The organism is Leptospira inadai serovar Lyme str. 10 (assembly GCF_000243675.2).
GTDB classification, from domain to species: domain Bacteria; phylum Spirochaetota; class Leptospiria; order Leptospirales; family Leptospiraceae; genus Leptospira_B; species Leptospira_B inadai.
Genome location: NZ_AHMM02000025.1, coordinates 609,386 through 630,771, shown reverse-complemented (window position 1 = coordinate 630,771; position 21,386 = coordinate 609,386). Strand labels below are relative to the sequence as shown.

Below are 21,386 nucleotides of genomic sequence, written 5' to 3'. Positions count from 1 at the left end.
TCGGTCATTATGGGTCGTGTCTGACAATCACTTTTATATTAGTCGGTTTTCTTGCCTCTTCGTACGCTTTGGGAAGGTCCAAAGCGGAGAATTCCTCTCCGAGCAGATGAGCGGAAACGTTTTTCAAAAAACCCTTCTCTTGCTCTAAAAAAGAAAGAGTCCTGCGAAAATCCCCGCATCGGCTAGACCGTAAAACTCCACCGCGAATAACCCAATGAAGAAACGGATTGGATTCGGATATTCCCGACTCGGCAGGAATCAGGATAAAACCTCTCGGTCTAAGCAAAGAAGGATCTTCCTTGGCGCCTGGCCTAATCGCCAGATCCACCGATGAAGCCGATTTCAAAATTGCGAAATCAAATCGACGAAGATCCCCCGTAAATTCTTGGGACTGCAAAAAAGATTCCCCTTCCTGAATCGAACCAGAATAGAATCGGATTCCTTCTTCCCGAGCTATATCGATCCAGGCCTGCTCTTCGTTAGAGAGTCGAATTCCAGCTTCCAAAAAGACCCAAGTCTCGAGAGCGGAATTCACTCCCCAAGAAAGATTCTGAAACCCTTTTTGTAACGGTAAAATAGAGAGTTCATCCACTACGAGTTCGGTTAAATTTGAAATTCCGAGAGAGCCCTGTCCGTTCGTAGTCTTGCGATGGATCTCCTTATGAGTCAAATCCATGGATAGTTCTAGCCCTTCGATCGCCCCGGTCGTATCGAATACGATATCGAAAGTATGCAGTAGATTATCCCAGGAGATTTCTTCCGCACTTGCGGAAGATTCCTTGTAATAACGTTCTCCTTTAAACGAACCTCTCGACGAAATACTCAGCTCGGGAAAGACCAGCACCTCGTCCGCACCAACACCGAACGAGGTGTCTTTCAGTTCCCTTCTGCGAAGAACGGCAACGATTTTATAATCTAGATTGTTCCGCCGTCTATACAGTTCGAGTCCTGCCAACAGCAACGATCCCAATCGCCTCGGACCGAGCACGGCGATTCGTTTGGGCTTATCGGATGAATTCGCTAAGGAAACTTCCACGCCATGCAGCGAGGCGGCAAACGGTTCCAGCAGGATCGCCTCCCTATCTTCTAGAGTGTCCACTTCCACTAAGGTCCCCACGGGAGCTAGCAGGAATTTCCCGAATCCTCCGGGAAGTCGATCGATACCTAATACTAGGCGAGAGGGGCTGTGAGTCTGAAGTCCCCGCTTGCAAAACGAATCTTCCTCTTCTCCCCTTGCCGCTACCGTATCATTAATTTCTAATACGAATTTCTTTCCCGTCGTCGGATCGGTGGCTAATACTTCGTGACCTATAATTTGCGGAAGAGTGAATGGAAGAAATCTTCGGTCTAAATCCGTCGAACATATCCCGCAAAGTTTCGTCTTAAGAAGTTTGTATCCTTTCCCGAGAGAAAGATAAAGGTCTTGATTGCGGAATATCTTCCAACCGCCATTCTCGCTTCCTTCCAAACGATATTCGGATAACGAAAAAGTGTCGTCTCGATTGTAGTCAAATGCCGAAAATTGAACGGTTTCCAACTATCTTCCTCCCACGAGAAATCCGAGTATCAGAAGCAAAATCACGAACACTAGATTCAATATGAACCCCGTATGCAGTTGCTGCCTTTCTTTATTATTCAAAAAATAAGCCGCGAATACGACTGATAAGAATCCCCCTAGATGGGCCCAGTGAGCTACCTGATCCCTTGCAAACAAATTCGTGATATCCGAATATACCATCAGCCAAGCGAGGGCAAAGATCGGAAACGGATAGTTTCGTTTTCGAATACGCATCGAAAACGGGGATAACAGAGCCGCAACGGCGGCTAATCCCGAAACAGCGCCTGAAGCTCCGATGGCAGGACTAGAATCGTCCAGAAACAACCCTCTTACCAACGAATCCAAAAATCCGGAAATAAAGGCCCCCATAAAGAAAAACAAAAGCCATTTTGCTTTCCCCACTTTGTATTCAACGATTCTTCCCAAGAAAAAAAGAAAGAGCATATTCCAAAACAAATGAGTGAAATCCGCATGAAGAAACGCCATTCCGATCCATTTCCAAGGATAGAATTCTCCGGGGCGACTGATGAAAAAAGCTTCGAGCATTTCGTTCGGAACGAAAGCATTCAATATGATTTGAGAAATCGTGATGAACAAAACAAAGAATGCGGTAAGCGGAAATTCGAAGAGGTACGCTCTCACAGTGTTCTTCCTTCGATATAATGAGTCAAATACGCTTTGAGCATGACCTTTAATTCCCGAAGGATGCTATCCGCAAGAACAGGATCTTCCTTTTCCCGCAGCCAACGGGATAAAGCGGAATCGGTTACTTCGACTATGATTCGGGAAATGATTTCTGCCTCCGGATTTTCCTTCATTCCGGGAACGATCCGAGAAAATAAATTCGAAACATTGGATGCAATATAGCGATTATTTTCCCGATCGATCTCGACCAACTCGGGATCCATCTTGATGTTCGACCATAGAGGTACGAATCCGGGTTCGGTTAAATATAGATTAGCGAACGAGTCGATTACATTGTCTATCAGTTCCGGCCAGCCGGTCTCATCCACTTCAACCGAAAGAAAACCCATGAACATGGCATTGACTCGCTCAAGATGTCGCTTACCGACAGCGTTTAAAATCGCATGCTTATTCGGAAAATATTGGTATAAGGAACCGATGGGAATGTCGGCTTTCTGTGCAATCAGATTTGTCGTGATGGCTTCCGCGCCGACCTCGTCCAAGAGAGAGGCCACGACATCCAATATATTTTGCACACGTTGGATGGCTCGTTTTTGAGAGGGAGCCTTTCTCGGTTCCAACTCGGACGGCTTTGCTTTAGAGGAAGGCTCCCCTGTTTTCCCAGGTTTTAATGATTTGGTCAAACGGAACTTCTCCGAAAATCTATCGCTTCCTCCCAAAGACTATGACGGGAAGAATCCTTCAAGAAAAGTATTAAATCGTACCGTAGTACCGCAGAATATGTCGTAGACTCGTCAGATAAGATGCGCCGAAAAGATTAACATGAACTAAGACAGGATAGATTTGCCAAAATTGAATTCTATCTTTCAGATGCATAGGATCATCTAATCCGCATGTGGAAAGAATATCCTGCATATCCTCTAGATTGATAGGGCTACCGAACAACTGCAACATGGCCAAATCTTGTTCCGGGTGAGAATATGAAACGGAAGGGTCGATCAAGTACGCGTACCCGTTTTTTCCCTGCAGTACGTTACCGGACCATAAATCTCCGTGAATCATTCTAGGTTGAATCCGATTTAATCCCCATTCTTCCGTAAATTTATCGAACACCTTTCCGATGGATAGTACATCTTTCTCGGTGAGAAGCTTTCTAGTTTGCGCTAATTCTAATTGAGGTTTTAGACGATCTTGCCAGAAAAATTCTTCGAAGCTGGAAAACCAACCGTTCCGCTGGGGAAGGGACCCTATAAAATTATCGCGTTTCCAACCCCAGGATCCGAATTCTCCGCGATATAAATTCTTAAGACTCGCGATTAAATCGTCTCGAAACCGAGCCGAGGAGCCGGTTTCGATAAATTCCATGGCAAGAAGGGAAACCTTTCCCAAATTCACCGTTCCAAAGCATTCCGGAACGCGAACACCTAAGCGGCAAAGTTGTTCAAGACCTTCGGCTTCGGCTTCGGCCATTTCTTTTTTTGGTATGACTTTTACGGCCACCCTGGAACCGTCTTGTAACTTGACCGAATACAGCTCAAAGAGACTAGAAGAATAAAAGGAAACTTCTGCTTTTTTAGACGGGGATAGAAGCCCGAGTCTCTCTAATCCGTCTCGGATTAATTCCTCGGTTCCAGTGTTTATGAGAGCCATCGTTCGCATCCTTCCCAATCCCGTCGTTCCGGTCCTTCCTATAAAATCGGAGAACGGACAATCAGGATTGAAGAAAAATCCTAAATAGGTTTCCTTAATATTACGGGACGAAGAAATGATTCGCTTTTCGCTCTTTTATACTCCAATCTTTATCTTCTTGGCCTTTTTTCTATGTCCCGTATTTGCCGAACAACATTCGCCGACCTGGATTTATGTGTTAGGTGAAGATTTAGAAACCAAAGATTTGTCGTATTGGCAGGCGTATTTGCGAGCCAATGTAACTATTTGTTTTACAGGTACCGTAATCCAAAGCGACGCAAAGGTAAGATATAATAGTCCCCCCGATAAACTCTTAGCTTTAGGGCTTTCCAAAGGGGTCCGCTGGATACCCTTAATTACATTCAAATCGAAAACGGGTACCTCGCTGCTCAGGGTCGGAGCTAAGAAACATGCGATGCAAAAGGCATTACTTGATTTTCTCTCCGAGCATCCTACGTACGCCGGAATCCATTTGGATGTGGAAGGATTACCCTCTTCCCTATCCGGCGAGTTTAAGAATTTCCTAATGGAACTCCGACCTGGTTTACGAAAGAAAGGAAAGCTCCTGACTCTGGCGCTTTTCCCTCAAATTCATTTTCCGGCCGATCTCGCGGAGTTTCACAAAGATGTTTTTCATACGAACCTGGCCGACGAAGTCGTTCTCATGGCTTACGATTTTCATTCCCCTAGAACAAAACCGGGTCCCGTCACTCGTTTGTCCTGGGCTAAAGAAAATATCGCGTTGCTTAGAAAAACGTACGACCCAAATCAAATTTGGCTCGGCCTTCCTCTCTACGGGTATTCTTGGAAGAAAGGAAGATCAAAACCGAAAGTAATCAGTCGAAAAAAGGATTCGGTGAGAATGGCAAAGTCAGGGCGGAACGAAGACGGCATTTATATAGTGGAGAACGAGTTCGAAGTGTCGAGTTTGATTTTGGACGAGACGGATTGGATTAAACTAAGTCGCGAAACCGGAATCGCGGGAATCGCTTATTGGCGATTCGGATTCTAGCCTTAAATCGAATTACTACGACTCTCAGCGGAAATCATATACGATCCGAACAGCATGACTTTTTCCTTTTTCATTATTGATATTACTAGTCCCTTTATACTCCATAATCCGTTTACTTTCGATATCGTAAATCAAGTCTATCGGTTTGATGAAGACGGATAATATAGAACTTTCTATCCTCATGCGTAAGAAAAGCGCCGGCCTTCCCTTAAACGATCCGGTTTTCGTTTTTTCCACATAGAATCGGAATGTATCCAACTCGACCGGAACAAAAATTCTAAAGGTTATTCTCTTTCCTGCCAAGAGTTCGTTCCAATGATCCTCTACAAAATAATCAAAACCTCCGTCGAGAGCGGATAAATCCCCGCCATCCACAACTTTTTCCTTAATAGGATCTCCCTTTTTGCGTCTCGCAAATAATCGAACTTTCGTTCCCGATTCGAATTCGCCGCCTTCCAGATAGCCGTCTCTAAAATCCTCTAAATTAAAATCCGGTAAAGATCGATTCCTTAGGAAGGAAATTCTCTTAGTTGCAAATAACTTACCTTCGGAGTCTATGTATTGGACAACGGAACGAGTATGTTTCCCGTTATCCCAAAACTCCTCGTGCATATCCTTATATAATAATTTACCATTTTCCAATTCGTAAGCGGTTCCCGAAAAACGTACGATTCGCGGAGGAGTCGAATCGGCTCTAATTTTCAATATGGGGGAAAGAAGTAAAACCGGCACAAGGAATAACTCGTAAACTATGCATAAACGGTGCATTTCCTCTTTAGACGGCAAAAATCGATTTCGGCAATTTTTTATTATTCGGTTCCGTTTTCCAAGAAAAACTAAGAAGAACACTCTTGCGGGTTGTTATTGATTACATGAAAAAGGTCCTGATTCAATGAAACCTTGGAATATTGGAAGTCGTATCTTCCCGATTATTTTGCTTTTGTTATTCGTTCTAACATCTTGTTCTAAAATAAAGAGCTGGATCGGGGGACGAGACCGAAAGTGGGGTGCAGTAACAGTGTTCCTGGCAGGTCCTGTTCAAGTCTTTCGAGATACGAAACGATTACCGTTGCAAACGGGCACGGTTCTTCGACCTCAGGACGAAATCATAACAAATTCGGGATCGATCGATATTCAAACCGGAGAGGGCCATCTCATTCGCATACGGCCATTCAGCAAAGTAAGGTTGGACTCACTTCAAACGAATAAGTCAAGGGACACCAACTTGGTTCTTCGTGCCGGAGGGATTTTGATTCGGACTGAAAAATTAAGAAGCGATGAAAACTTTAGAATTTCGGGGCCTACAGCCATCGCTGCGGTGCGTGGAACCGCATTTTCATTCGAAATCATAGAAGAGAAACTCCCGAAAATCAAAGTTTATGAAGGTGTAGTTGCTATGACTCTTAAACTTCCGATGAGCGAAGAAATCAATGCGGAAGCGATCGCTCAAAAACCTTTGCTTCAAAAATTCCAACAGTTCCTATCCGAAAACGAAGTCGTGATTTCGGAAAACGAAGAAGCTTCCGTAAAGCCGAAGTTTGAGGATTTAGCCCATCTTGTATTAACGCGTATCGAATTGAACAAGGACCAGGGAGGGATTCTTGAAATCGATGAACAGGAATATATGAAGTCTTACTCGAAAAATTCCATTGAAACTAGTCCTCAAGAAAAAGCGGAACTGGATACTTTAGTCGCGGTCGACCGGGAGATCATCGATCAAGCCCTCAATTCCGAAGGCATAAAAGATTCGATGCCATTAACCGATTCGATCCGCAAAGACCATGAAAAAAAATTAAGCTCGGCTTTTTCCAAAATCGAATCCGAAGCGACTTTAAAAAATCTAAAATCGGAAACGGAAATTCATAATTTCTATAACGTTCTCGAGACGATCCATAAAACGGATAAAACCCGATTGAACGGGGCAATTCTCACCCAAATCGGAGATACTCTTATTCTCCATTCGACGCAGGGAGTTTTTCGCTTGGATAAAAAAGATATAGATTTCGTGGAATATAAAAATTTCCAAATTAGGACTAAGAGGAAGATTCAGAATTCCGAATAGTAAATCGAACCGGATCGGCCTGCCCGAATGATTCAGGCCGATTTTTTTCTTCCCTTACTTGCCGCCCCCCGGAAATCCTTTCCACAAACCCTATGCAAAAGAAAATACTCCTTCTCGGTTCAGGCGAACTAGGAAAAGAATTTGTCATCGCAGCCCAACGAATCGGGCAACGCGTAATCGCAGTCGATAGTTATGATGGAGCTCCAGCCATGCAAGTGGCCCATGAAAAGGAGATCGTCGATATGCTGGACGGAACGGCGCTGGATCGCATTGTCGAAAAACACAAACCCGATATTATCGTTCCTGAAATCGAGGCGATTCGGACGGAGCGTCTGTACGAATATGAATCGAAAGGATATCACGTCGTGCCGAGCGCTAAGGCTGCGAATTTTACTATGAATCGAAAATCCATTCGAGACTTAGCGTCAAAATCCCTCAATTTAAGGACTGCGAAATACTCTTATGCTACTAGCTTAAACGAACTAAAGCAAGCAGTTCAGAATCTTGGAATCCCCTGTGTCGTCAAACCCCTGATGTCTTCTTCCGGAAAAGGGCAATCGGTCATACACTCCGTCGAGGAAATAGAAAATGCCTGGACAGCGTCCCAAACGAAAGGTAGGGCAGGTGCATCCGAGATCATCGTTGAGGAATTTATTCCTTTCGAATCCGAGATAACATTATTAACGGTAACTCAAAAATCAGGAAAGACCCTGTTTTGTCCGCCGATCGGCCATCGTCAAGAAAGAGGCGATTACCAAGAAAGTTGGCAGCCCGCCGAAATTTCCGATTCACAATTGAAAGCCGCCCAAGAGATGGCCGCTAAAGTCACAAAAGAATTGGGCGGTTCCGGGATTTGGGGTGTGGAATTTTTTCTGACAAGGAGCGAAGTCTATTTCTCGGAACTTTCTCCGCGTCCGCACGATACCGGGATGGTAACTCTTGCAGGAACACAAACCTTTAACGAATTCGAGTTGCATCTGAGGGCCATTCTCGGTTTACCGATTTCCGAAATCGCTTTGGTTCGAAAAGGGGCAAGCGCCGTCATTCTTTCGGAAACGGACGGCAACGTTCCGGTCGTGAGTGGATTGGATATCGCCTCCGAAATGCCCGACTCTGATTTTAGAATTTTCGGTAAACCGTTAACGAGAAAATACAGGAGAATGGGAGTCGCTTTGGCTTATTCAAACAAGGAAGAACCCCTATCTTCACTCAGAAAAAGGGCGGCTTTAATCGCTTCCAAGATAAGAGTGGAATAGATTACGTCGGATCGGGGACCATATTTCCGTAATATTCCAAAAGTTCCCGATCCTTCGCCGCAACGGTGTCCCGGTCGACGCTTATAAAGCCTCTGCCTTTCAAAACTTTTATTCCGCGATTTAGAATTTCATCCGCATCCTTAGTAAGATAATTTCCCTTGCGCAGCAGAATCGTTTCGGAAATTAGCGACCTTAAATCATTCAACCCGATCTCGCCGCCCTCTTCCATAATTAATTTGGCGATTAGTTGATTCGGCAGAATCCGATGATGCGCTTGCCAAGAACGGGTAATTTCCAGCGATATGGATAAAGTCGGATCATCTTCGTGAATATATTTCGAAACGGGAATCGGTTCGCATAAATCCATAAACACTTCGGTCCTCTTAAACAGAAAATCCTTAAACGAAAGATGCTCCTCCTTTCCGGTAAATTCGATATCTTCCGGAACATTCTCGTAAGATAATACGATGGGAACTACTAGAACCTCGCTACCGGTGTGCTTAAATGCCTCTACCGATGTGGAAAGAATTCCCGTTTTTATAGGGATGATCCCGCCGGTTCGAGAACGAGTTCCTTCGGGATAGACCAATGTCGGAATTCCGGCCTCCAGCATCATCGTAGAATATTGAGTCAAACAATCCAAATAAAGAAGGTTTCGATTTCTCTTCCTATCCACCATATAAGCGCCGAGCGCTTTTAACACTCTTGCCAGACCGGGTGTACCCATGACCTTTTTATCCGCTGCATATCTAGGAACAGGTAATCCGAGCCACCTAAGCCCGAACGCAACTTCGATTGAATCCAAATGAGATCTATGAGTCGGCGTATAAAGAATGTCATATCTGGATGCAAGTGATTTGACCTCTTTCACGCAGCCACCGATCTTAGGAAGACCTCCTCCGGGCTTAAAGCCTCCGATCGCAAACCGAGCAGGAGCCACCAAATGTATAAGCGACTCCCGTAAAAATGGGCGATAATCGTCTGCGATTTCCGAAACGTAAAATTCGACGATCCTTTCTAGGTCTCTGGCGCCTCTCGTTTCGTAAGCGTTAGAGACTTCTTTCCAAAGTTGGATTTCTTTCGGAAGCTGCGCTAAATCGGTACCTGATTTATTTTCAATGGCCTCACCGTATCTTTTTTCAAGTCCCTTTATTTGTAGACCGGCTTGTTTTAAAATACGATCGGCCATTCCGGGCTGAGAGTTTATATGTCTGAGAACTCTTCTTCTGAGAGCGAATTGAAACTCCTGACCCGAAGCTAAAGACAAACCGGAACGCTTGCCGGCAAATTTCGAGATCGTCCGAATCTCGTTACTAGTCGATTTCGATACGAATCGAATGATTTGCGTCGGTGAAACTTTTCTCGTTAGAATTTCGAATAAAGTCGTGAATAACGGCAGAGATACTCCGTTCTCGTTCGCCAAGTCGAGAATTGTGGATAGTGAATACGCACCCTCGACGTGAGACTCGCTTTGAATCACCTCTCTTTGAATGAATTCCTTCGGATTAAAAAAGAGCTCTAGACGTTCCAATAGATTCGGTTCATCTTCCCCGGATATCAGCTTACGCACGAATCTCTGGCCGTACGCTCGGTTTCTGCTGGAGCGGGACGTCGAAGTCGTAATCAGATCGGCGAGTCCGAATTCCATGGCCGATTCCGTGGAGAGCTCTAATGCCTTCAATAAATCCAAAATTTCGGAGAATCCGAGTCGGATTAATTCGCCTTCAAAATTGCTCCCGCATTCGGGAATTCCACTCGCAATACCGCAAGCGATAGCGATAGGGTTTTTTAAAACACCTATGATTTCAATAGCGCGTATATCATCGTAAGTCTTGGTATGATTGTGAGAACCGGAGAATAATTCTTCCACGACTAAGGAGGCTTTTTTTCCGGTCGAAGCGACCGAAAAAAAGCTATGTTGGTCTTTGCTCATTTCGGCGAGAAGATTAGGTCCGGCTACGGCCGCATATTCAAGATTATAAATATTCAGTTTATCTTTTATATAAAGTAAATAGTCGGAAAATGTAATACTTCCGGTTTTCCGTCGTGTCGAACTCGAAACGATTCCTTTCGTAAAGGAAAGAATTATGTGATTTTCATCGGGAGAAATGGAGGCGCAAATATTGTCGATTATGTTTTCTTTTAACCTAGACGGGACAGCCGAAACGATAACCCAAGATCCACTCGATAAAAAATCGGTATCATAAACTACGGTAACATTATCCGGGAGAGATACGGTATCATCCAAAAGTTCCGCCGATCTTTCTTTTTGTACTCGTTCCGCTTTTTTACGATCTCCGTACCACAAAAAGACCCGATCCGCCTTTGCAGAAACGACGGTCGTTAGAAAAACCCCCATCGGCCCTCCCCCGAATACCACCACATTTGGATAAAGGATTTCGGGATTTTCTATCTCGCTCATCGTTTTTTTCCGTAATAACATATCTAACTTCCGGGATAGTTTCATTTAAGATTCGGAGAAGAAAACCAATAAATCAATTTCGAGTTTTCAGGTTGCCTTCCCGCAATTAACCCTGAGTTTTGTTCGAAAGCCTTACTTGGATTGGAAGATCCGTCCTTACCATTTTCCGCTCCTTATTTCATGAAAATTCCTTTCCGATTATTTCCGATTTTATTGAGTTTCTGTTTCTGTTTCAATTGTGCGACATACTGGTCACAAAGGAAGAACGATCTTCAAGACGTATTCACTGCCGGGGTTGAAAACCCGGGTTATGGCCTCGGAGTGAGAGTCGGTCCTTTAGCTGCCGGATTCGTTTTTCAAGGAGGAGAAACCGAGCCGGGAAAGAAGAATTTAGGGACTGGATACGGAATCCGAGGCGGCAGCATCGGATTCTATCGTTCACAACAACTCATCTTCGGAATCTTAGGAAGCGACAAATTTCATGCTCTTCCCAAAGCGAGTAAAGCCGCAGTTCCTGTTCCGAAAGTTCCCGATGTAAAAGCGGCGGCCCCCGAAGAAAGTAACGCTAATCCAGGATTACTATTTCCGGAACTCCCTGAAGAAGAGAGCAACGATAGCCAGAACTCGGAAATCGATGCTCTGGATGAAAGGCAAAAAGCAAAAAGCTTCGATATACGATATCTAAAGTTCTATAACATTCCGGTAGAAGAAAGGAGAAAACAAAAGAAAGAGGCGTTCTTTCGCAAGTATATTGAAAATCTGGATCCGGATAAAAAGAACGAAGCGCTTCAAAGCTTCTTAGCGGAAAATCCCGTTAATAAGGACGATTATCCGAAGGCATTTCTATTTCAATTGGAACTTTACATAGGAGCTCGGTACGGAATTCGTATCGGATTTAACGTGGCTGAGTTATTGGATTTTCTGATCGGCTTTACGGGTTTAGATATATTGGAAGATGATATTTGATAAAAGAAGGCCGCAAACTGTAGCGGCCTTTCGTGAAACAGAACTTATAAAACGCGAATTAAAGTTTATATTCGTATTTTTTAATAACGCCTTTCTTATCGACGATCACTCTGATGAACTTAGTATCATCATTAATTCTTGAAGGTTTTTCGGCTAAAGTCTTGTACGAATTCTTTTGATACGTGGTCGATTCTAGATACCATTCCAAAAGGGATCCGTCTTGCGTATTTTGCTCAACGGTGGGCGTACCCAACAAAGCTTCCGCCTTCAACCTTTTATCGCCTTCTTTAATCATGCTAGCTTCTACTGTGCGAAGATCCGAATTAGGTTGATAAGCCGGTTCGCTTTTTTTCACCTCGGAAGAGCAAGCTCCAAGAAAGAGAATCGTTGAAACAAACAAGATCATGGAAAGAATTTTTTTCATTCTTCACTCCTTTATGCCTTTTCCAAGGCAGTCTTTAAAGCGTATCAATTCTTACCAAGTAAAGGGATTTGTCACGCGGAATTTCCCAGCTTATCCGTGAGTAATATCAGAAACTCATCCAACTCCCGCTTTAATTTAGTCACTTTCTCCTGAGTTAGTCCGGATTCCGCAAAAAGTCTTTCGGGGATGCAAGCGGCCTTCTTACGAAGATTGCGTCCCTTGGCAGTCAATTTTACGACAAGTGAACGCTCGTCCTCGTTCGAACGATCTCTCGTCAAAAGTCCCTGCATTTCCATTTTTTTTAGCAGCGGGGTTAACGTACCGGAATCTAGAAATAGTTTATCGCCGATTTCTTTTAACGGTATTCCATCCTCTTCCCACAAAACGAGAAGCACTATATATTGCGGGTACGTTAGATCGAATTCCTCCAAGATAGGACGGTACAAGGCCGTCACCACCCTAGAGGATGCGTAGAGCGGGAAACATATTTGCCGATCTAGACTTAACGGATTCTCTCTCACTTTTTAAGGAGTTCCTTCACTTTCTCGTCGATTTTTTCCGGTGGAGTAGTCGGGGCAAAGCGTTTGATCACATTCCCTTGCTTATCCACCAGAAACTTGGTGAAATTCCATTTGATGGATTTTCCTAAAAGACCCGGGGCCTCTTTTTTCAGATATTTGAAAACAGGATGCGCTCCATCGCCATTGACTTCTATTTTTTTGAAAAGAGGGAATTGAACTCCGAAGTTAACCTGGCAGAAATTTTGAATTTCATCGTCGGTTCCGGGCTCTTGGTGGCCGAATTGATCGCAAGGGAAACCTAAAATTTCCAACCCTTCCGATTTATACTTGTCGTACATTTCTTGAAGGCCTTTGTACTGCGGGGTAAAACCGCATTCGCTAGCCGTATTAACGATAAGGAGAACTTTTCCTTTGTAATCCTCCAATTTCTTTTCTTTTCCGCTGTTCAAAGTAGCGGTTAGTTCGTATAGATTCTGCGCCATTGTGCAATTTCTCCAGATTTATACATTTACATTGTATGCAATTTAATTTTTTACAATCTATTTTTCTGCATACTGAAATTTTTTAGTAATTCTATTATAGGACATAGGTTCGTTAGACTAAAAATTCAAAGACCGAGACTTATTCATAGTACGATTGTCCACGAATAAACGCCTATACGACGAATTTATGGAAAAATCAGATCTTAATAGATAGAGAGAATATAAATTGCCGATCCAGCCTCGACATACCAGCCTCTCTCGGATAAACTGCGTCTCTCGAAAGTCGATACTGATACGTAAATCGAACCAGAAAAGTCTCGTTCGGAATATAATCCAAAGTCGTCGTCGTACCACCGGTTTGAAACCCGTGTGCGGTTCCTGTTTGAACGATCATCTGCTCTCGGTCCACATATCTTTCGAGGCGGGAGCCGATCCTCCATTCGGGTAAGAATCGGTAGGCCACCCAAAGATTTCCGACATATAATTGGCGATAGGCGGAGCTATCCCTATTTATGTAGGCCGGTCCGCCGGGAAGATATATTAAATCTCGATCATCCGCTCTACGTTGGTAGGCGACGTCGAATGACGAAGCGATGATCCAAGTATCGGAAGGTTTCCATTCTGCGATAAAATTATTATAGTAACGAACTTCCTTTGGAATCGCGGTCGGCAACTCGTTTCCTATAAACGTATTCCAACGAAACATCAGGCTTTTCAACGGAGTCCATTCCAATCGAAATCCGCCGGAGACATCCTTGTTATTGTCCGTTACGACTTGGTAGCCGTTGTCCAAGTGTAATTGGTATTTCAATTTATCGGTAATTTTACCGCTTAAACGAACACCGGAAACGTAATATGGTACGTTATCTAACGAAAGGGCTCTCGTATAAACGAAGTTATCGTGAGAGACCCAGGATTCGTATCCCAAGTGCCCGAAATAAATACCCATATCCAACCATGTGGATTTACCGAGCTTGATACCTCCATAGGCTTCCTGCATATTGCGAACGGAAAATTCGTTACTTGTTTTTCCTGTCGTTCCTTCTCCCACATAATTCGCCGCGACGGAAGTTCCGAACTGTACGGCGAACCGCCCCCGGTATTTATTCGTTTCGAAATTAGCGTCCAAATACGCCAAATTGATGTTGAATTCGTTGGTTCGCGTCGCTTGAGTCGTGTACGAAGCCTCTTTAGAATTCGGCCGATTAAAGCTTGCGTTATAGTAACTATCTACGAAAAATCCTAACTTCAATGGGAACAAATTTGCGATATCCTTCGAAGTAAGAGAAGGTTTCTTTTCGGATTCTCCCTCAACTTGAAGTTCTTTCGAAGAATCGGAATCGGTCTGCTTCGCTTCAGGCGGAACTTTCTCGTCTTTCTCCGAATTTTTTAAGTCCTGTGAAGAATTAACCTTCAGATCTGCCTCGGAATAAAGAGAGGAGCCGAAAACGAAAAATCCGAAGATACAAATCGCGATGGATACCTTTAAATTATTCATATTTCTTCGGAATGGGATTGCAGTCTAATATCGGATTTAGGTTTCCGAGAATTATTCACAAATAGATCAAGTCCATTTATTTTTATTGCGAGAAAGAATCTCAATTTAAACCTAAAGTCGATACTAGTATTTATATTTTGTCGGTGCAATAGTAGAGTTTTTTATGCATAACCGGAATATTTTAAGCTCTGGAAGATTAAAATATTCCGGATCATCAATCGGAAGTCGTCTTAAGTCGGAACAAAAAAGGATCACGAGGTAATTTCAAATGGAACAACAGAGCATCCTAATCACAGCGATTATTTTATTAGCGACAGCGGTACTTTGTGTTCCCATATTTAAGAAATTAGGAATCGGATCCATCCTCGGTTACGTGGCCGGAGGAATTCTGATCGGTCCGTACGGAATAAGATTAGTGACCGGAGGCACTGAAATACTTCATTTTGCCGAGTTCGGAGTCGTTTTACTTCTTTTCTTAATCGGTTTGGAACTTCGCCCGCAAACCCTTTGGGTTCTTCGAAAACCTGTTTTCGGGATGGGTCTTACGCAAGTTGCGATTACATCCTGCGCATTAACTTTTTTGATAGAATGGACGTTTTCTATCGGATGGATAGCATCTTCTCTTTTAGGCCTGAGCCTTTCTCTTTCTTCTACGGCATTCGCACTGCAATCGTTGGCCGAAAAAAATCAATTAACGACTGCGCACGGTAGATCGGCCTTCGCCATCCTGCTATTCCAGGATCTTGCCGTAATTCCCGTCATGGCGATCCTTCCTCTCGCTGCACTGAACAATTCAGTTGCCGACCATCAAGTTGCCTTCGACTCGGCTAAATTCGGCTTAGCTTTATTGGCGATTTTATTAGTCGTTTTGGGAGGTCGTTACCTAACACGACCCTTGTTTCGAATTATCGCATCCTCCGGAAACCATGAGATTTTCGTGGCGCTTTCCCTTTTGCTGGTCCTAGGAGTCGCCTTAGCCATGGAAATGGTCGGTCTGTCGATGGCTCTCGGATCATTTTTAGGAGGTGTGCTACTAGCCGACTCGGAATATCGTCACGAGTTGGAAGCCAACTTAGAACCGTTTAAGGGGCTACTCCTCGGCTTATTCTTCTTGGCGGTAGGTATGTCTATGAATGTAGACATACTGGCTATGAATCCTTTTCTTATAATAGGGATTGCAATCGGCCTAATGTTCGTCAAAGGCTTGATTCTTTATGCGATCGGTAGATTCAATAATTTAAATAACGAATCGGCCGTAAACTTATCGTTAAATATATCTCAGGGCGGGGAATTCGCTTTCGTTATTCTGAATGTAGCCGTTCAATTCGGGATTCTTAATAAACAAATATCGGAATATTCTATCGTAGTCGTAACGATATCGATGCTTTTAACCCCGTTCTTTACGATTTTAAAAGAAAAGCTATTGGACCCGTATTTCAACCAAGAAGAGGAAGGTCCGGCAGATATAATCGACGAAAGAAATCGGGTCATCATCGCCGGATTCGGCCGTGTGGGCCAAATCATCGGTAGAATGCTCTACGTGCATAAAATCGGATTCACCGCATTGGAGCATAACGCGGAGCAGGTTAGCGCCGCACGTAAGTTCGGTCACAAAATCTATTATGGGGATGCAAGTCGACTGGATCTGCTAGTCTCGGCAGGAGCCGCCCAGGCCGATATTCTGATCCTTGCCGTACAGGATATGGAATTATCCTTAAAGATTGCGGAACTCGTAAAGAAAAATTTCCCTAATCTCCAGATCATTGCCCGTGCAAGAAACAGAGCCCATTATTTTAATCTAATGGATTTAGGAGTGGAGACGATTCGCAGGGACACGTTTGCCTCGTCACTCGAGATAGGCGGAGAAGTCCTGATGGAATTGGGTTTTCTACCGTCGGAGGTAGAGGCGATTCTTCGGAAATTTAGGGAGTACGACGAAGATATGCTGCTAGGTCAATACAAAGTTCGTCATAATGAAAAAGAGCTCATTGCATTTTCCAAGAATGCAGTCAAACAGTTGGAAGAGGCATTCGCAGCCGACAGATTGGAAAAAGAAGCTTCCTAGTCGATTCGATAATTTAAAGTTTCCCTAATTGAATAAAACAATAACAAACTCATAAATGAAAAAAAATAACATTCCGTTTCTCTTTTTTATCGTTTTCTTCGTAAACGTACTATTACCGGTCACACCTCGCTCGGATGCAATTTGGAATGTTCCTACCGGGATGAGTATTCTACTGCACGGAGATACCGACTTGGACGAATTTCAAGACTTGCGTAAAGAGTTCGGAAATTACGGCTTAATAAACCTCAAGGGTAAAGAGTATAACATTTTTCCGATCGGTGTCTCGATTCTGGCTGTTCCGCAATTATTCTTGATGACCCAAATAAACGGCTCCAAGGAAATACTAAACCATTCTCTCGAGGCGGGAAAGTTCGTCGCAGCCGGATGGATGGCTCTGGCAACGGTATTCATCTTCTTAGGTTTTAAGAAGAAATTCGGTTATCAAAAAGCGTTTTATTTCGCCATCCTCTTTGCGTTCGCGACCCCGTCATTATCCACGGGAGGTCGGGCCATCTGGCAGCAGAGCGGCGCACTTCTGCTAAATACGATATTAATGTACATTCTAATTCGAGGAATTTACGGAAAGAAAGAGCTACTCTGGATCGGATTGATCTGCGGTTTCGCAATATGGGTTCGTCCCACCACCCTTTTGGTATCCGTTCCGACATTTTTCTTTCTATTACTTAGAGGGAGAATAAAGGCGGCCTGGGTCTTAGTTACAGCAATCCCGATCTTCCTACTTTTTATATATTATACTTTTGATATATACGGAAGTTTTTTACCGGCTTATTATTCGAATCATTCCACTCGAATTTTCCGATTCGAAAAATTCGGAGAAGCTTTGGCCGGATTACTTTTTAGCCCCAACAGAGGGCTATTTATCTGGTCGCCATTCCTGGTTTTATCGATCGTCGGGATTCTGCGAATTCACAAAGATCGGGATTCGCCGATTTCAATCCTATTTCTAATCTGCTTGGTTCTGCATTTGATTCTTCTTTCCAGCTTTGATATGTGGTGGGGAGGTCATTCCATCGGGCCGAGATTGTTAACGGAAACGATTCCGTTCTTTTTATGGTTTACCCTAAAAGGTACATTACAACTTTCTGAACAGATCGAATCGAAGAAAACCCTTGGAGCTCTCTGGTTCATTGCGTGCTTACTAAGTTTTATTTTTCATTTTCGAGCTTCGGTAGATTTAGGTCCGACTATCTGGAATCGAAGCCCGCAAAATATCGATGAAAACCCTTCCCGAGTTTGGGATTGGCACGATCCGCAATTTTTGAGCGGCGATCACGCATTAAAGTTTATTTTATAAAGTATTTAAACCGCAGAATAGTAAGCGATTCGAAGGCTGCGTCCGCAAGTGAGAACGCTGCAATGTGATATTTTAAGGAAGGAACTTTGGGTCCGATTAAGGCGAGAAACTTGCGGGCAGAGGGACTCGAACCCTCACTAGAAGCTTGGAAGGCTACGGTGCTAGCCATTACACCATGCCCGCGATTAAGATAGGGATAGTTTTTTGTTGGTTAGGAGGATGTCAATCGAAAAGAATGATTTTTGTATGTGGGAAATTGAGTTAGGAAATTGGGAGAAGGATCTCCCCGGTTTTTGGAAGTATAGAAAAGAATTCGAACGAATCATTCATCTTAGAAATATTCTGAGCGTTCTCCATTGGGACTTGGAAGTCGCCTTGCCTGAAGCCGGACAGGAAGAACGAGCCGAACAGATCGGATTGCTTTCAGGAATGGCTCACGAAGCGTTTGCCGGCCATACTTTTAAAGAATTGGCCGAGAAAGCTTTTGAAGAAAACAATAAGCGAAATCTTCCCGGGAAGGAACTGCGGAACCGCGAATTAGAACTTTTGTTCAGGGATCTAAAACGTGCATCTTCCGTTCCAAGTACTTGGGTTGAGAAGTTTGCAAAGCTGACTAGCCAAGCGCATTCCGTTTGGACCGAAGCGCGGAAAAAAAATGATTCGACGGCTTTTATTCAGACTCTCCAGGAATTACTGGATTTAACTCTTCAAAAAACGGAATATCTCGGTTATGAAACCGAAGCTTACGATTCCTTATTGGAGGATTACGAAGAAGGTGCAAGAGCAGAATCGTTACACGATCTATTTGAAAGTCTTCGAAAATCTCTCGTTCCTCTTGTTAGCAGATCTAGAGACGTAAGTTCTCCGTTTAAGGGAAAATTCCCGGTTTCATTGCAAAAATCCTTTAACGAACGATTACCCGAACTGCTCGGCTTGCCGAAAAATATTTCCCGTTTGGATGCAAGCGCTCATCCGTTTTCCACTTCGCTTGGCTCCTTTGATAAACGAATAACGACAAGATACGACGAAGACGATCCTCTCTCCTCGGTATATTCCGTCCTTCATGAAACAGGACACGCGCTTTATGAAACCGGGATTTCGTTAATGCAAGGCGCTTATTCTCCGTTAAAAGATTCCGCTTCCCTCGGACTTCACGAATCGCAAAGTAGGCTTTGGGAAAACCAAGTCGGCCGATCCAAGGAGTTTTGGGAGACCGTTTATCCCGATTTTATCAGCTGCTTGAATATTTCCGAAAGAGATCTTCCTTTCGCGACGTTGTATAAATTCGTGAATAGAGCAAAACCTTCGCTTATCCGGGTCGAAGCGGATCAAGTCACCTATAATCTTCATATAATCCTAAGATTTCGATTAGAACGCGCGCTCTTACGAAAGGAGTTGAAACTCAAAGAATTGTCGGAAGCCTGGAATGCGGGTATGAAGGAGTTACTCGGAATAGAAGTCCCGAATGACAGCCAAGGATATCTTCAAGACGTCCATTGGAGTAGCGGCGCTTTTGGATACTTCCCTACCTATACGTTAGGAAATATCTATGCAGCTCAGCTTTATTCGTGTTTCCTATCCAAGCATCCTAATTTTCCGAACGAGTTGCAGGGAGGAAACACCGCGACTCTACTTCGATGGTTACGCGAAAACGTTCACCAAAAAGGGAGAAAATTTCAAGCGGATGAGATCCTCAGTCAAGCGACCGGTGAAGGTCCGAATGCGAAATACTTAGTAGATTATCTTTCTTCAAAATTGGAGGAGCAAGAGTAATATATGAGCCAAGAAGAAGACGAAGAGCTGACCCTCAAGTCGTTCGAGGAGCTATCTTTTTTCGATAATTTAGCTCTTTATTACCTTTGTAACGAGACGCCACCCCAGACATTGGCGTTAGCTTTTATGGTCGGGGATAAGAAAGTTTGCGGTTCGATGCTCGGAGTTTTGGAGCCGAAACGGAGAGCTTTCGTCCACGATCTTATGACAAAACAACAAGACACGCCTATCGACAAAAAACATGCCGCAGCTCAAGGGCTGCTAATCATAGCCGAAGGGTTGATTACTAGAAAGTTAATTCGCAAGCAAGGTAAATTCTACTTTGGAACGGAAAGACAATAACCGGATTATAGAATAATAAAATTCCGACCGAATTAATCCGTTCCAACATAAAACCATAAACTATCCGTAGTGACGCATCGCTATAATAACGGTCTACCGAGCAAAGCGTTTATAAAGACCCCGCTAGTCAAGATAGCCAATGCAACTCCGGCGTACTTAACGGTTTTTTCCGACCAATTCTTTCTGACTGCTAGCAAAGCGAATAGGGGTAAAATTTGAAGAGCATGAATTCCCACGAAATGTGCGATTCTAATATCGCCGTCTCTTTTACTCCAATTCAAAAACGGAAGTCCTTCACCACCGTCGGGTACTCCGACGGAATGCGAAAAAATCGCCGTCATATAGGAGCCTACCAAAGATGCAAAGACAAATATCCGTAAAGAAATCCGAATTGCGGTTTTTAGTCGCATATCTAACCCTTTAATCGGATTTCTAAACTTGCGATCGATCAGGATGGCAACAGGAATTACCGGGTAAATGAACAATCCCATAACACCATAAATGATCGAATTCAAAATCGTAGATTGATTAAAATGGGACGGAACACCTCTCGCGGCTTGAACGGTGATTAGAAAAAGCTCAACCCCCATTCCGACGACGAAGTATTTTTCAATCCGGTCTAGAAACTTAGGATATTCCTGTAGATAGTTTAAAATCCATCCCATCGTCCAAAGGAAGATCCAGATTGAAATTGCAAACTTAGCCGGTTTGATCCATGGATTGATCCCCAATATCGTTCTGTTATCGAATCCCATCAAAAGAAAGTAAGCTGGTAGCACCAATATACCGATGATACCGCCGAAAAAGGAAAGAGGTCGATTTCTTCTTAAAGCAGAAAGAAAATCTTCCGACTCTCGCAGGAATGGAAATGGGATGCTATAAGTTGACATTAAATCCTCCTTTAACGATACGTATAACATAGAATATTAAAAAACCGATTGGCCCGACCATGAGAGTAAGAAACAGACAAGGAATAAGAATCCAACGGGAAAGCCCGATCGATTCCGCCTCTTTCGTTTCCCATATTCCTAATAATAAATCGAAAGCGAGATAATGTACCCAGCCGGCAAGGAGGACCCAAGGATTAGAAAACAATGCTGCAACTCCTGCAAGCGATTGAAAATTCCCCTCCGATCCTCTGTGTGTGGCCAATAGTAAGAAGTATGCGGCCGAAAGTATTGCAGGCCATAAACCGCTACGAACCAGGATTCTAGTGAGTTTCAGATTCGGTAGGATCGCAAGCAACAACCACCCTACTAGCGAAAACCGACTTAGAACCGTAAAAGCTAACTCCGCAGACATAATGAACCTCTATTTTCCCGGATACGAAACCGGGAAATACTTGTCCCAATTCGG

General features: G+C 43.7%; 20 protein-coding genes and 1 tRNA gene. 8 read left to right on the top strand and 13 right to left on the bottom strand.

Features of this window, described 5'->3' with window-relative positions; genetic code table 11:
• Window positions 1-7 precede the first annotated feature (7 nt).
• The 4 genes from LEP1GSC047_RS18685 to LEP1GSC047_RS18670 all read right to left on the bottom strand — a co-directional run bounded on the left by LEP1GSC047_RS18685 (window position 8) and on the right by LEP1GSC047_RS18670 (window position 3,853).
• Entirely contained in the window at window positions 8-1,537 is a 1,530-nt protein-coding gene (locus LEP1GSC047_RS18685) for an alcohol dehydrogenase catalytic domain-containing protein (protein ID WP_010416146.1), read from the bottom strand.
• Window positions 1,538-2,200 (bottom strand): rhomboid family intramembrane serine protease, encoded by a 663-nt coding sequence (locus tag LEP1GSC047_RS18680; protein WP_010416149.1) that lies wholly within the window; start codon window positions 2,198-2,200, stop codon window positions 1,538-1,540. It lies immediately after the preceding gene.
• Window positions 2,197-2,886 (bottom strand): TetR/AcrR family transcriptional regulator, encoded by a 690-nt coding sequence (locus LEP1GSC047_RS18675; protein ID WP_020989191.1) that lies wholly within the window; start codon window positions 2,884-2,886, stop codon window positions 2,197-2,199. Before LEP1GSC047_RS18675 ends, LEP1GSC047_RS18680 begins: the two co-directional genes overlap by 4 nt.
• Before the next feature lie 70 nt (window positions 2,887-2,956).
• On the bottom strand, window positions 2,957-3,853 hold the full coding sequence (locus LEP1GSC047_RS18670; protein ID WP_010416154.1) for a fructosamine kinase family protein: 897 nt from the start codon (window positions 3,851-3,853) through the stop codon (window positions 2,957-2,959).
• Window positions 3,854-3,968: 115 nt separating this feature from the next.
• Here LEP1GSC047_RS18670 and LEP1GSC047_RS18665 point away from each other — a divergent pair, with 115 nt between their 5' ends.
• Complete coding sequence (locus LEP1GSC047_RS18665) at window positions 3,969-4,904, top strand: glycosyl hydrolase family 18 protein (RefSeq protein ID WP_010416157.1); 936 nt, start codon at window positions 3,969-3,971, stop codon at window positions 4,902-4,904.
• Window positions 4,905-4,928: 24 nt separating this feature from the next.
• Here the strand turns inward: LEP1GSC047_RS18665 and LEP1GSC047_RS18660 are convergent, their stop codons facing one another.
• Window positions 4,929-5,690 (bottom strand): hypothetical protein, encoded by a 762-nt coding sequence (locus tag LEP1GSC047_RS18660; protein WP_020989081.1) that lies wholly within the window; start codon window positions 5,688-5,690, stop codon window positions 4,929-4,931.
• A 232-nt stretch (window positions 5,691-5,922) separates the two neighbouring features.
• On the opposite strand from LEP1GSC047_RS18660, the gene LEP1GSC047_RS18655 reads away from it, so the two are divergent.
• Together LEP1GSC047_RS18655 and purT are read left to right on the top strand one after the other, a co-directional pair.
• Entirely contained in the window at window positions 5,923-6,966 is a 1,044-nt protein-coding gene (locus LEP1GSC047_RS18655; protein WP_020989154.1) for a FecR family protein, read from the top strand.
• A 92-nt stretch (window positions 6,967-7,058) separates the two neighbouring features.
• The gene (purT, locus tag LEP1GSC047_RS18650) at window positions 7,059-8,222 is read left to right on the top strand and encodes a formate-dependent phosphoribosylglycinamide formyltransferase (protein ID WP_010416162.1); all 1,164 of its coding nucleotides are present in this window, start codon (window positions 7,059-7,061) and stop codon (window positions 8,220-8,222) included.
• Window position 8,223: 1 nt separating this feature from the next.
• Here the strand turns inward: purT and LEP1GSC047_RS18645 are convergent, their stop codons facing one another.
• Window positions 8,224-10,644 (bottom strand): 1-acyl-sn-glycerol-3-phosphate acyltransferase, encoded by a 2,421-nt coding sequence (locus LEP1GSC047_RS18645; protein ID WP_039935795.1) that lies wholly within the window; start codon window positions 10,642-10,644, stop codon window positions 8,224-8,226.
• Window positions 10,645-10,824: 180 nt separating this feature from the next.
• On the opposite strand from LEP1GSC047_RS18645, the gene LEP1GSC047_RS18640 reads away from it, so the two are divergent.
• Window positions 10,825-11,610 (top strand): LIC13411 family adhesin, encoded by a 786-nt coding sequence (locus LEP1GSC047_RS18640; protein ID WP_039935792.1) that lies wholly within the window; start codon window positions 10,825-10,827, stop codon window positions 11,608-11,610.
• A 58-nt stretch (window positions 11,611-11,668) separates the two neighbouring features.
• On the opposite strand, the gene LEP1GSC047_RS18635 is transcribed toward LEP1GSC047_RS18640, so the two are convergent.
• From LEP1GSC047_RS18635 to LEP1GSC047_RS18620, 4 genes are all read right to left on the bottom strand, one after another.
• Window positions 11,669-12,034 carry an LIC13410 family lipoprotein gene (locus LEP1GSC047_RS18635; protein ID WP_010416170.1) on the bottom strand — a complete coding sequence of 122 codons (366 nt, stop codon included), beginning with the start codon at window positions 12,032-12,034 and terminating at the stop codon, window positions 11,669-11,671.
• Window positions 12,035-12,105: 71 nt separating this feature from the next.
• Entirely contained in the window at window positions 12,106-12,555 is a 450-nt protein-coding gene (locus LEP1GSC047_RS18630; RefSeq protein WP_010416173.1) for a MarR family winged helix-turn-helix transcriptional regulator, read from the bottom strand.
• Window positions 12,552-13,037: a glutathione peroxidase gene (locus LEP1GSC047_RS18625; protein WP_010416176.1), complete on the bottom strand. Its 486-nt coding sequence runs from the start codon at window positions 13,035-13,037 to the stop codon at window positions 12,552-12,554. Before LEP1GSC047_RS18625 ends, LEP1GSC047_RS18630 begins: the two co-directional genes overlap by 4 nt.
• A gap of 196 nt (window positions 13,038-13,233) precedes the next feature.
• Window positions 13,234-14,535 (bottom strand): outer membrane beta-barrel protein, encoded by a 1,302-nt coding sequence (locus LEP1GSC047_RS18620; RefSeq protein WP_010416179.1) that lies wholly within the window; start codon window positions 14,533-14,535, stop codon window positions 13,234-13,236.
• A gap of 268 nt (window positions 14,536-14,803) precedes the next feature.
• Here LEP1GSC047_RS18620 and LEP1GSC047_RS18615 point away from each other — a divergent pair, with 268 nt between their 5' ends.
• Both LEP1GSC047_RS18615 and LEP1GSC047_RS18610 read left to right on the top strand, forming a co-directional pair.
• A complete protein-coding gene (locus LEP1GSC047_RS18615) occupies window positions 14,804-16,600 on the top strand; it encodes a monovalent cation:proton antiporter-2 (CPA2) family protein (protein WP_010416182.1) in 1,797 nt (598 codons plus the stop codon).
• 55 nt (window positions 16,601-16,655) lie between these two features.
• Complete coding sequence (locus LEP1GSC047_RS18610) at window positions 16,656-17,915, top strand: glycosyltransferase family 39 protein (protein ID WP_020989156.1); 1,260 nt, start codon at window positions 16,656-16,658, stop codon at window positions 17,913-17,915.
• 111 nt (window positions 17,916-18,026) lie between these two features.
• Here the strand turns inward: LEP1GSC047_RS18610 and LEP1GSC047_RS18605 are convergent.
• Window positions 18,027-18,098: transfer RNA gene (locus LEP1GSC047_RS18605), tRNA-Gly, on the bottom strand.
• Between the two features lie 63 nt (window positions 18,099-18,161).
• On the opposite strand from LEP1GSC047_RS18605, the gene LEP1GSC047_RS18600 reads away from it, so the two are divergent.
• Window positions 18,162-19,688, top strand: coding sequence for a carboxypeptidase M32 (locus LEP1GSC047_RS18600; RefSeq protein WP_010416187.1), 1,527 nt, complete (start codon window positions 18,162-18,164; stop codon window positions 19,686-19,688).
• Window positions 19,689-19,691: 3 nt separating this feature from the next.
• Window positions 19,692-20,030: a hypothetical protein gene (locus tag LEP1GSC047_RS18595; protein WP_010416191.1), complete on the top strand. Its 339-nt coding sequence runs from the start codon at window positions 19,692-19,694 to the stop codon at window positions 20,028-20,030.
• A gap of 80 nt (window positions 20,031-20,110) precedes the next feature.
• Here the strand turns inward: LEP1GSC047_RS18595 and LEP1GSC047_RS18590 are convergent, their stop codons facing one another.
• Together LEP1GSC047_RS18590 and LEP1GSC047_RS18585 are read right to left on the bottom strand one after the other, a co-directional pair.
• Window positions 20,111-20,920 (bottom strand): hypothetical protein, encoded by an 810-nt coding sequence (locus tag LEP1GSC047_RS18590; protein WP_010416194.1) that lies wholly within the window; start codon window positions 20,918-20,920, stop codon window positions 20,111-20,113.
• Complete coding sequence (locus tag LEP1GSC047_RS18585) at window positions 20,907-21,332, bottom strand: ABA4-like family protein (RefSeq protein ID WP_010416198.1); 426 nt, start codon at window positions 21,330-21,332, stop codon at window positions 20,907-20,909. Before LEP1GSC047_RS18585 ends, LEP1GSC047_RS18590 begins: the two co-directional genes overlap by 14 nt.
• Between the last annotated feature and the right edge of the window lie 54 nt (window positions 21,333-21,386).

What these genes read in the sequence shown, in the direction of transcription:
- LEP1GSC047_RS18670 (WP_010416154.1), bottom strand. Translation starts at nt 3,853, where the DNA reads ATGGCTCTCATAAACACTGGAACCGAGGAATTAATCCGAGACGGATTA.
- LEP1GSC047_RS18640 (WP_039935792.1), top strand. Translation starts at nt 10,825, where the DNA reads ATGAAAATTCCTTTCCGATTATTTCCGATTTTATTGAGTTTCTGTTTC.
- purT (WP_010416162.1), top strand. Translation starts at nt 7,059, where the DNA reads ATGCAAAAGAAAATACTCCTTCTCGGTTCAGGCGAACTAGGAAAAGAA.
- LEP1GSC047_RS18635 (WP_010416170.1), bottom strand. Translation starts at nt 12,034, where the DNA reads ATGAAAAAAATTCTTTCCATGATCTTGTTTGTTTCAACGATTCTCTTT.
- LEP1GSC047_RS18590 (WP_010416194.1), bottom strand. Translation starts at nt 20,920, where the DNA reads ATGTCAACTTATAGCATCCCATTTCCATTCCTGCGAGAGTCGGAAGAT.
- LEP1GSC047_RS18665 (WP_010416157.1), top strand. Translation starts at nt 3,969, where the DNA reads ATGATTCGCTTTTCGCTCTTTTATACTCCAATCTTTATCTTCTTGGCC.
- LEP1GSC047_RS18595 (WP_010416191.1), top strand. Translation starts at nt 19,692, where the DNA reads ATGAGCCAAGAAGAAGACGAAGAGCTGACCCTCAAGTCGTTCGAGGAG.
- LEP1GSC047_RS18620 (WP_010416179.1), bottom strand. Translation starts at nt 14,535, where the DNA reads ATGAATAATTTAAAGGTATCCATCGCGATTTGTATCTTCGGATTTTTC.
- LEP1GSC047_RS18585 (WP_010416198.1), bottom strand. Translation starts at nt 21,332, where the DNA reads ATGTCTGCGGAGTTAGCTTTTACGGTTCTAAGTCGGTTTTCGCTAGTA.
- LEP1GSC047_RS18625 (WP_010416176.1), bottom strand. Translation starts at nt 13,037, where the DNA reads ATGGCGCAGAATCTATACGAACTAACCGCTACTTTGAACAGCGGAAAA.
- LEP1GSC047_RS18600 (WP_010416187.1), top strand. Translation starts at nt 18,162, where the DNA reads ATGTGGGAAATTGAGTTAGGAAATTGGGAGAAGGATCTCCCCGGTTTT.
- LEP1GSC047_RS18610 (WP_020989156.1), top strand. Translation starts at nt 16,656, where the DNA reads ATGAAAAAAAATAACATTCCGTTTCTCTTTTTTATCGTTTTCTTCGTA.
- LEP1GSC047_RS18615 (WP_010416182.1), top strand. Translation starts at nt 14,804, where the DNA reads ATGGAACAACAGAGCATCCTAATCACAGCGATTATTTTATTAGCGACA.
- LEP1GSC047_RS18645 (WP_039935795.1), bottom strand. Translation starts at nt 10,644, where the DNA reads ATGAGCGAGATAGAAAATCCCGAAATCCTTTATCCAAATGTGGTGGTA.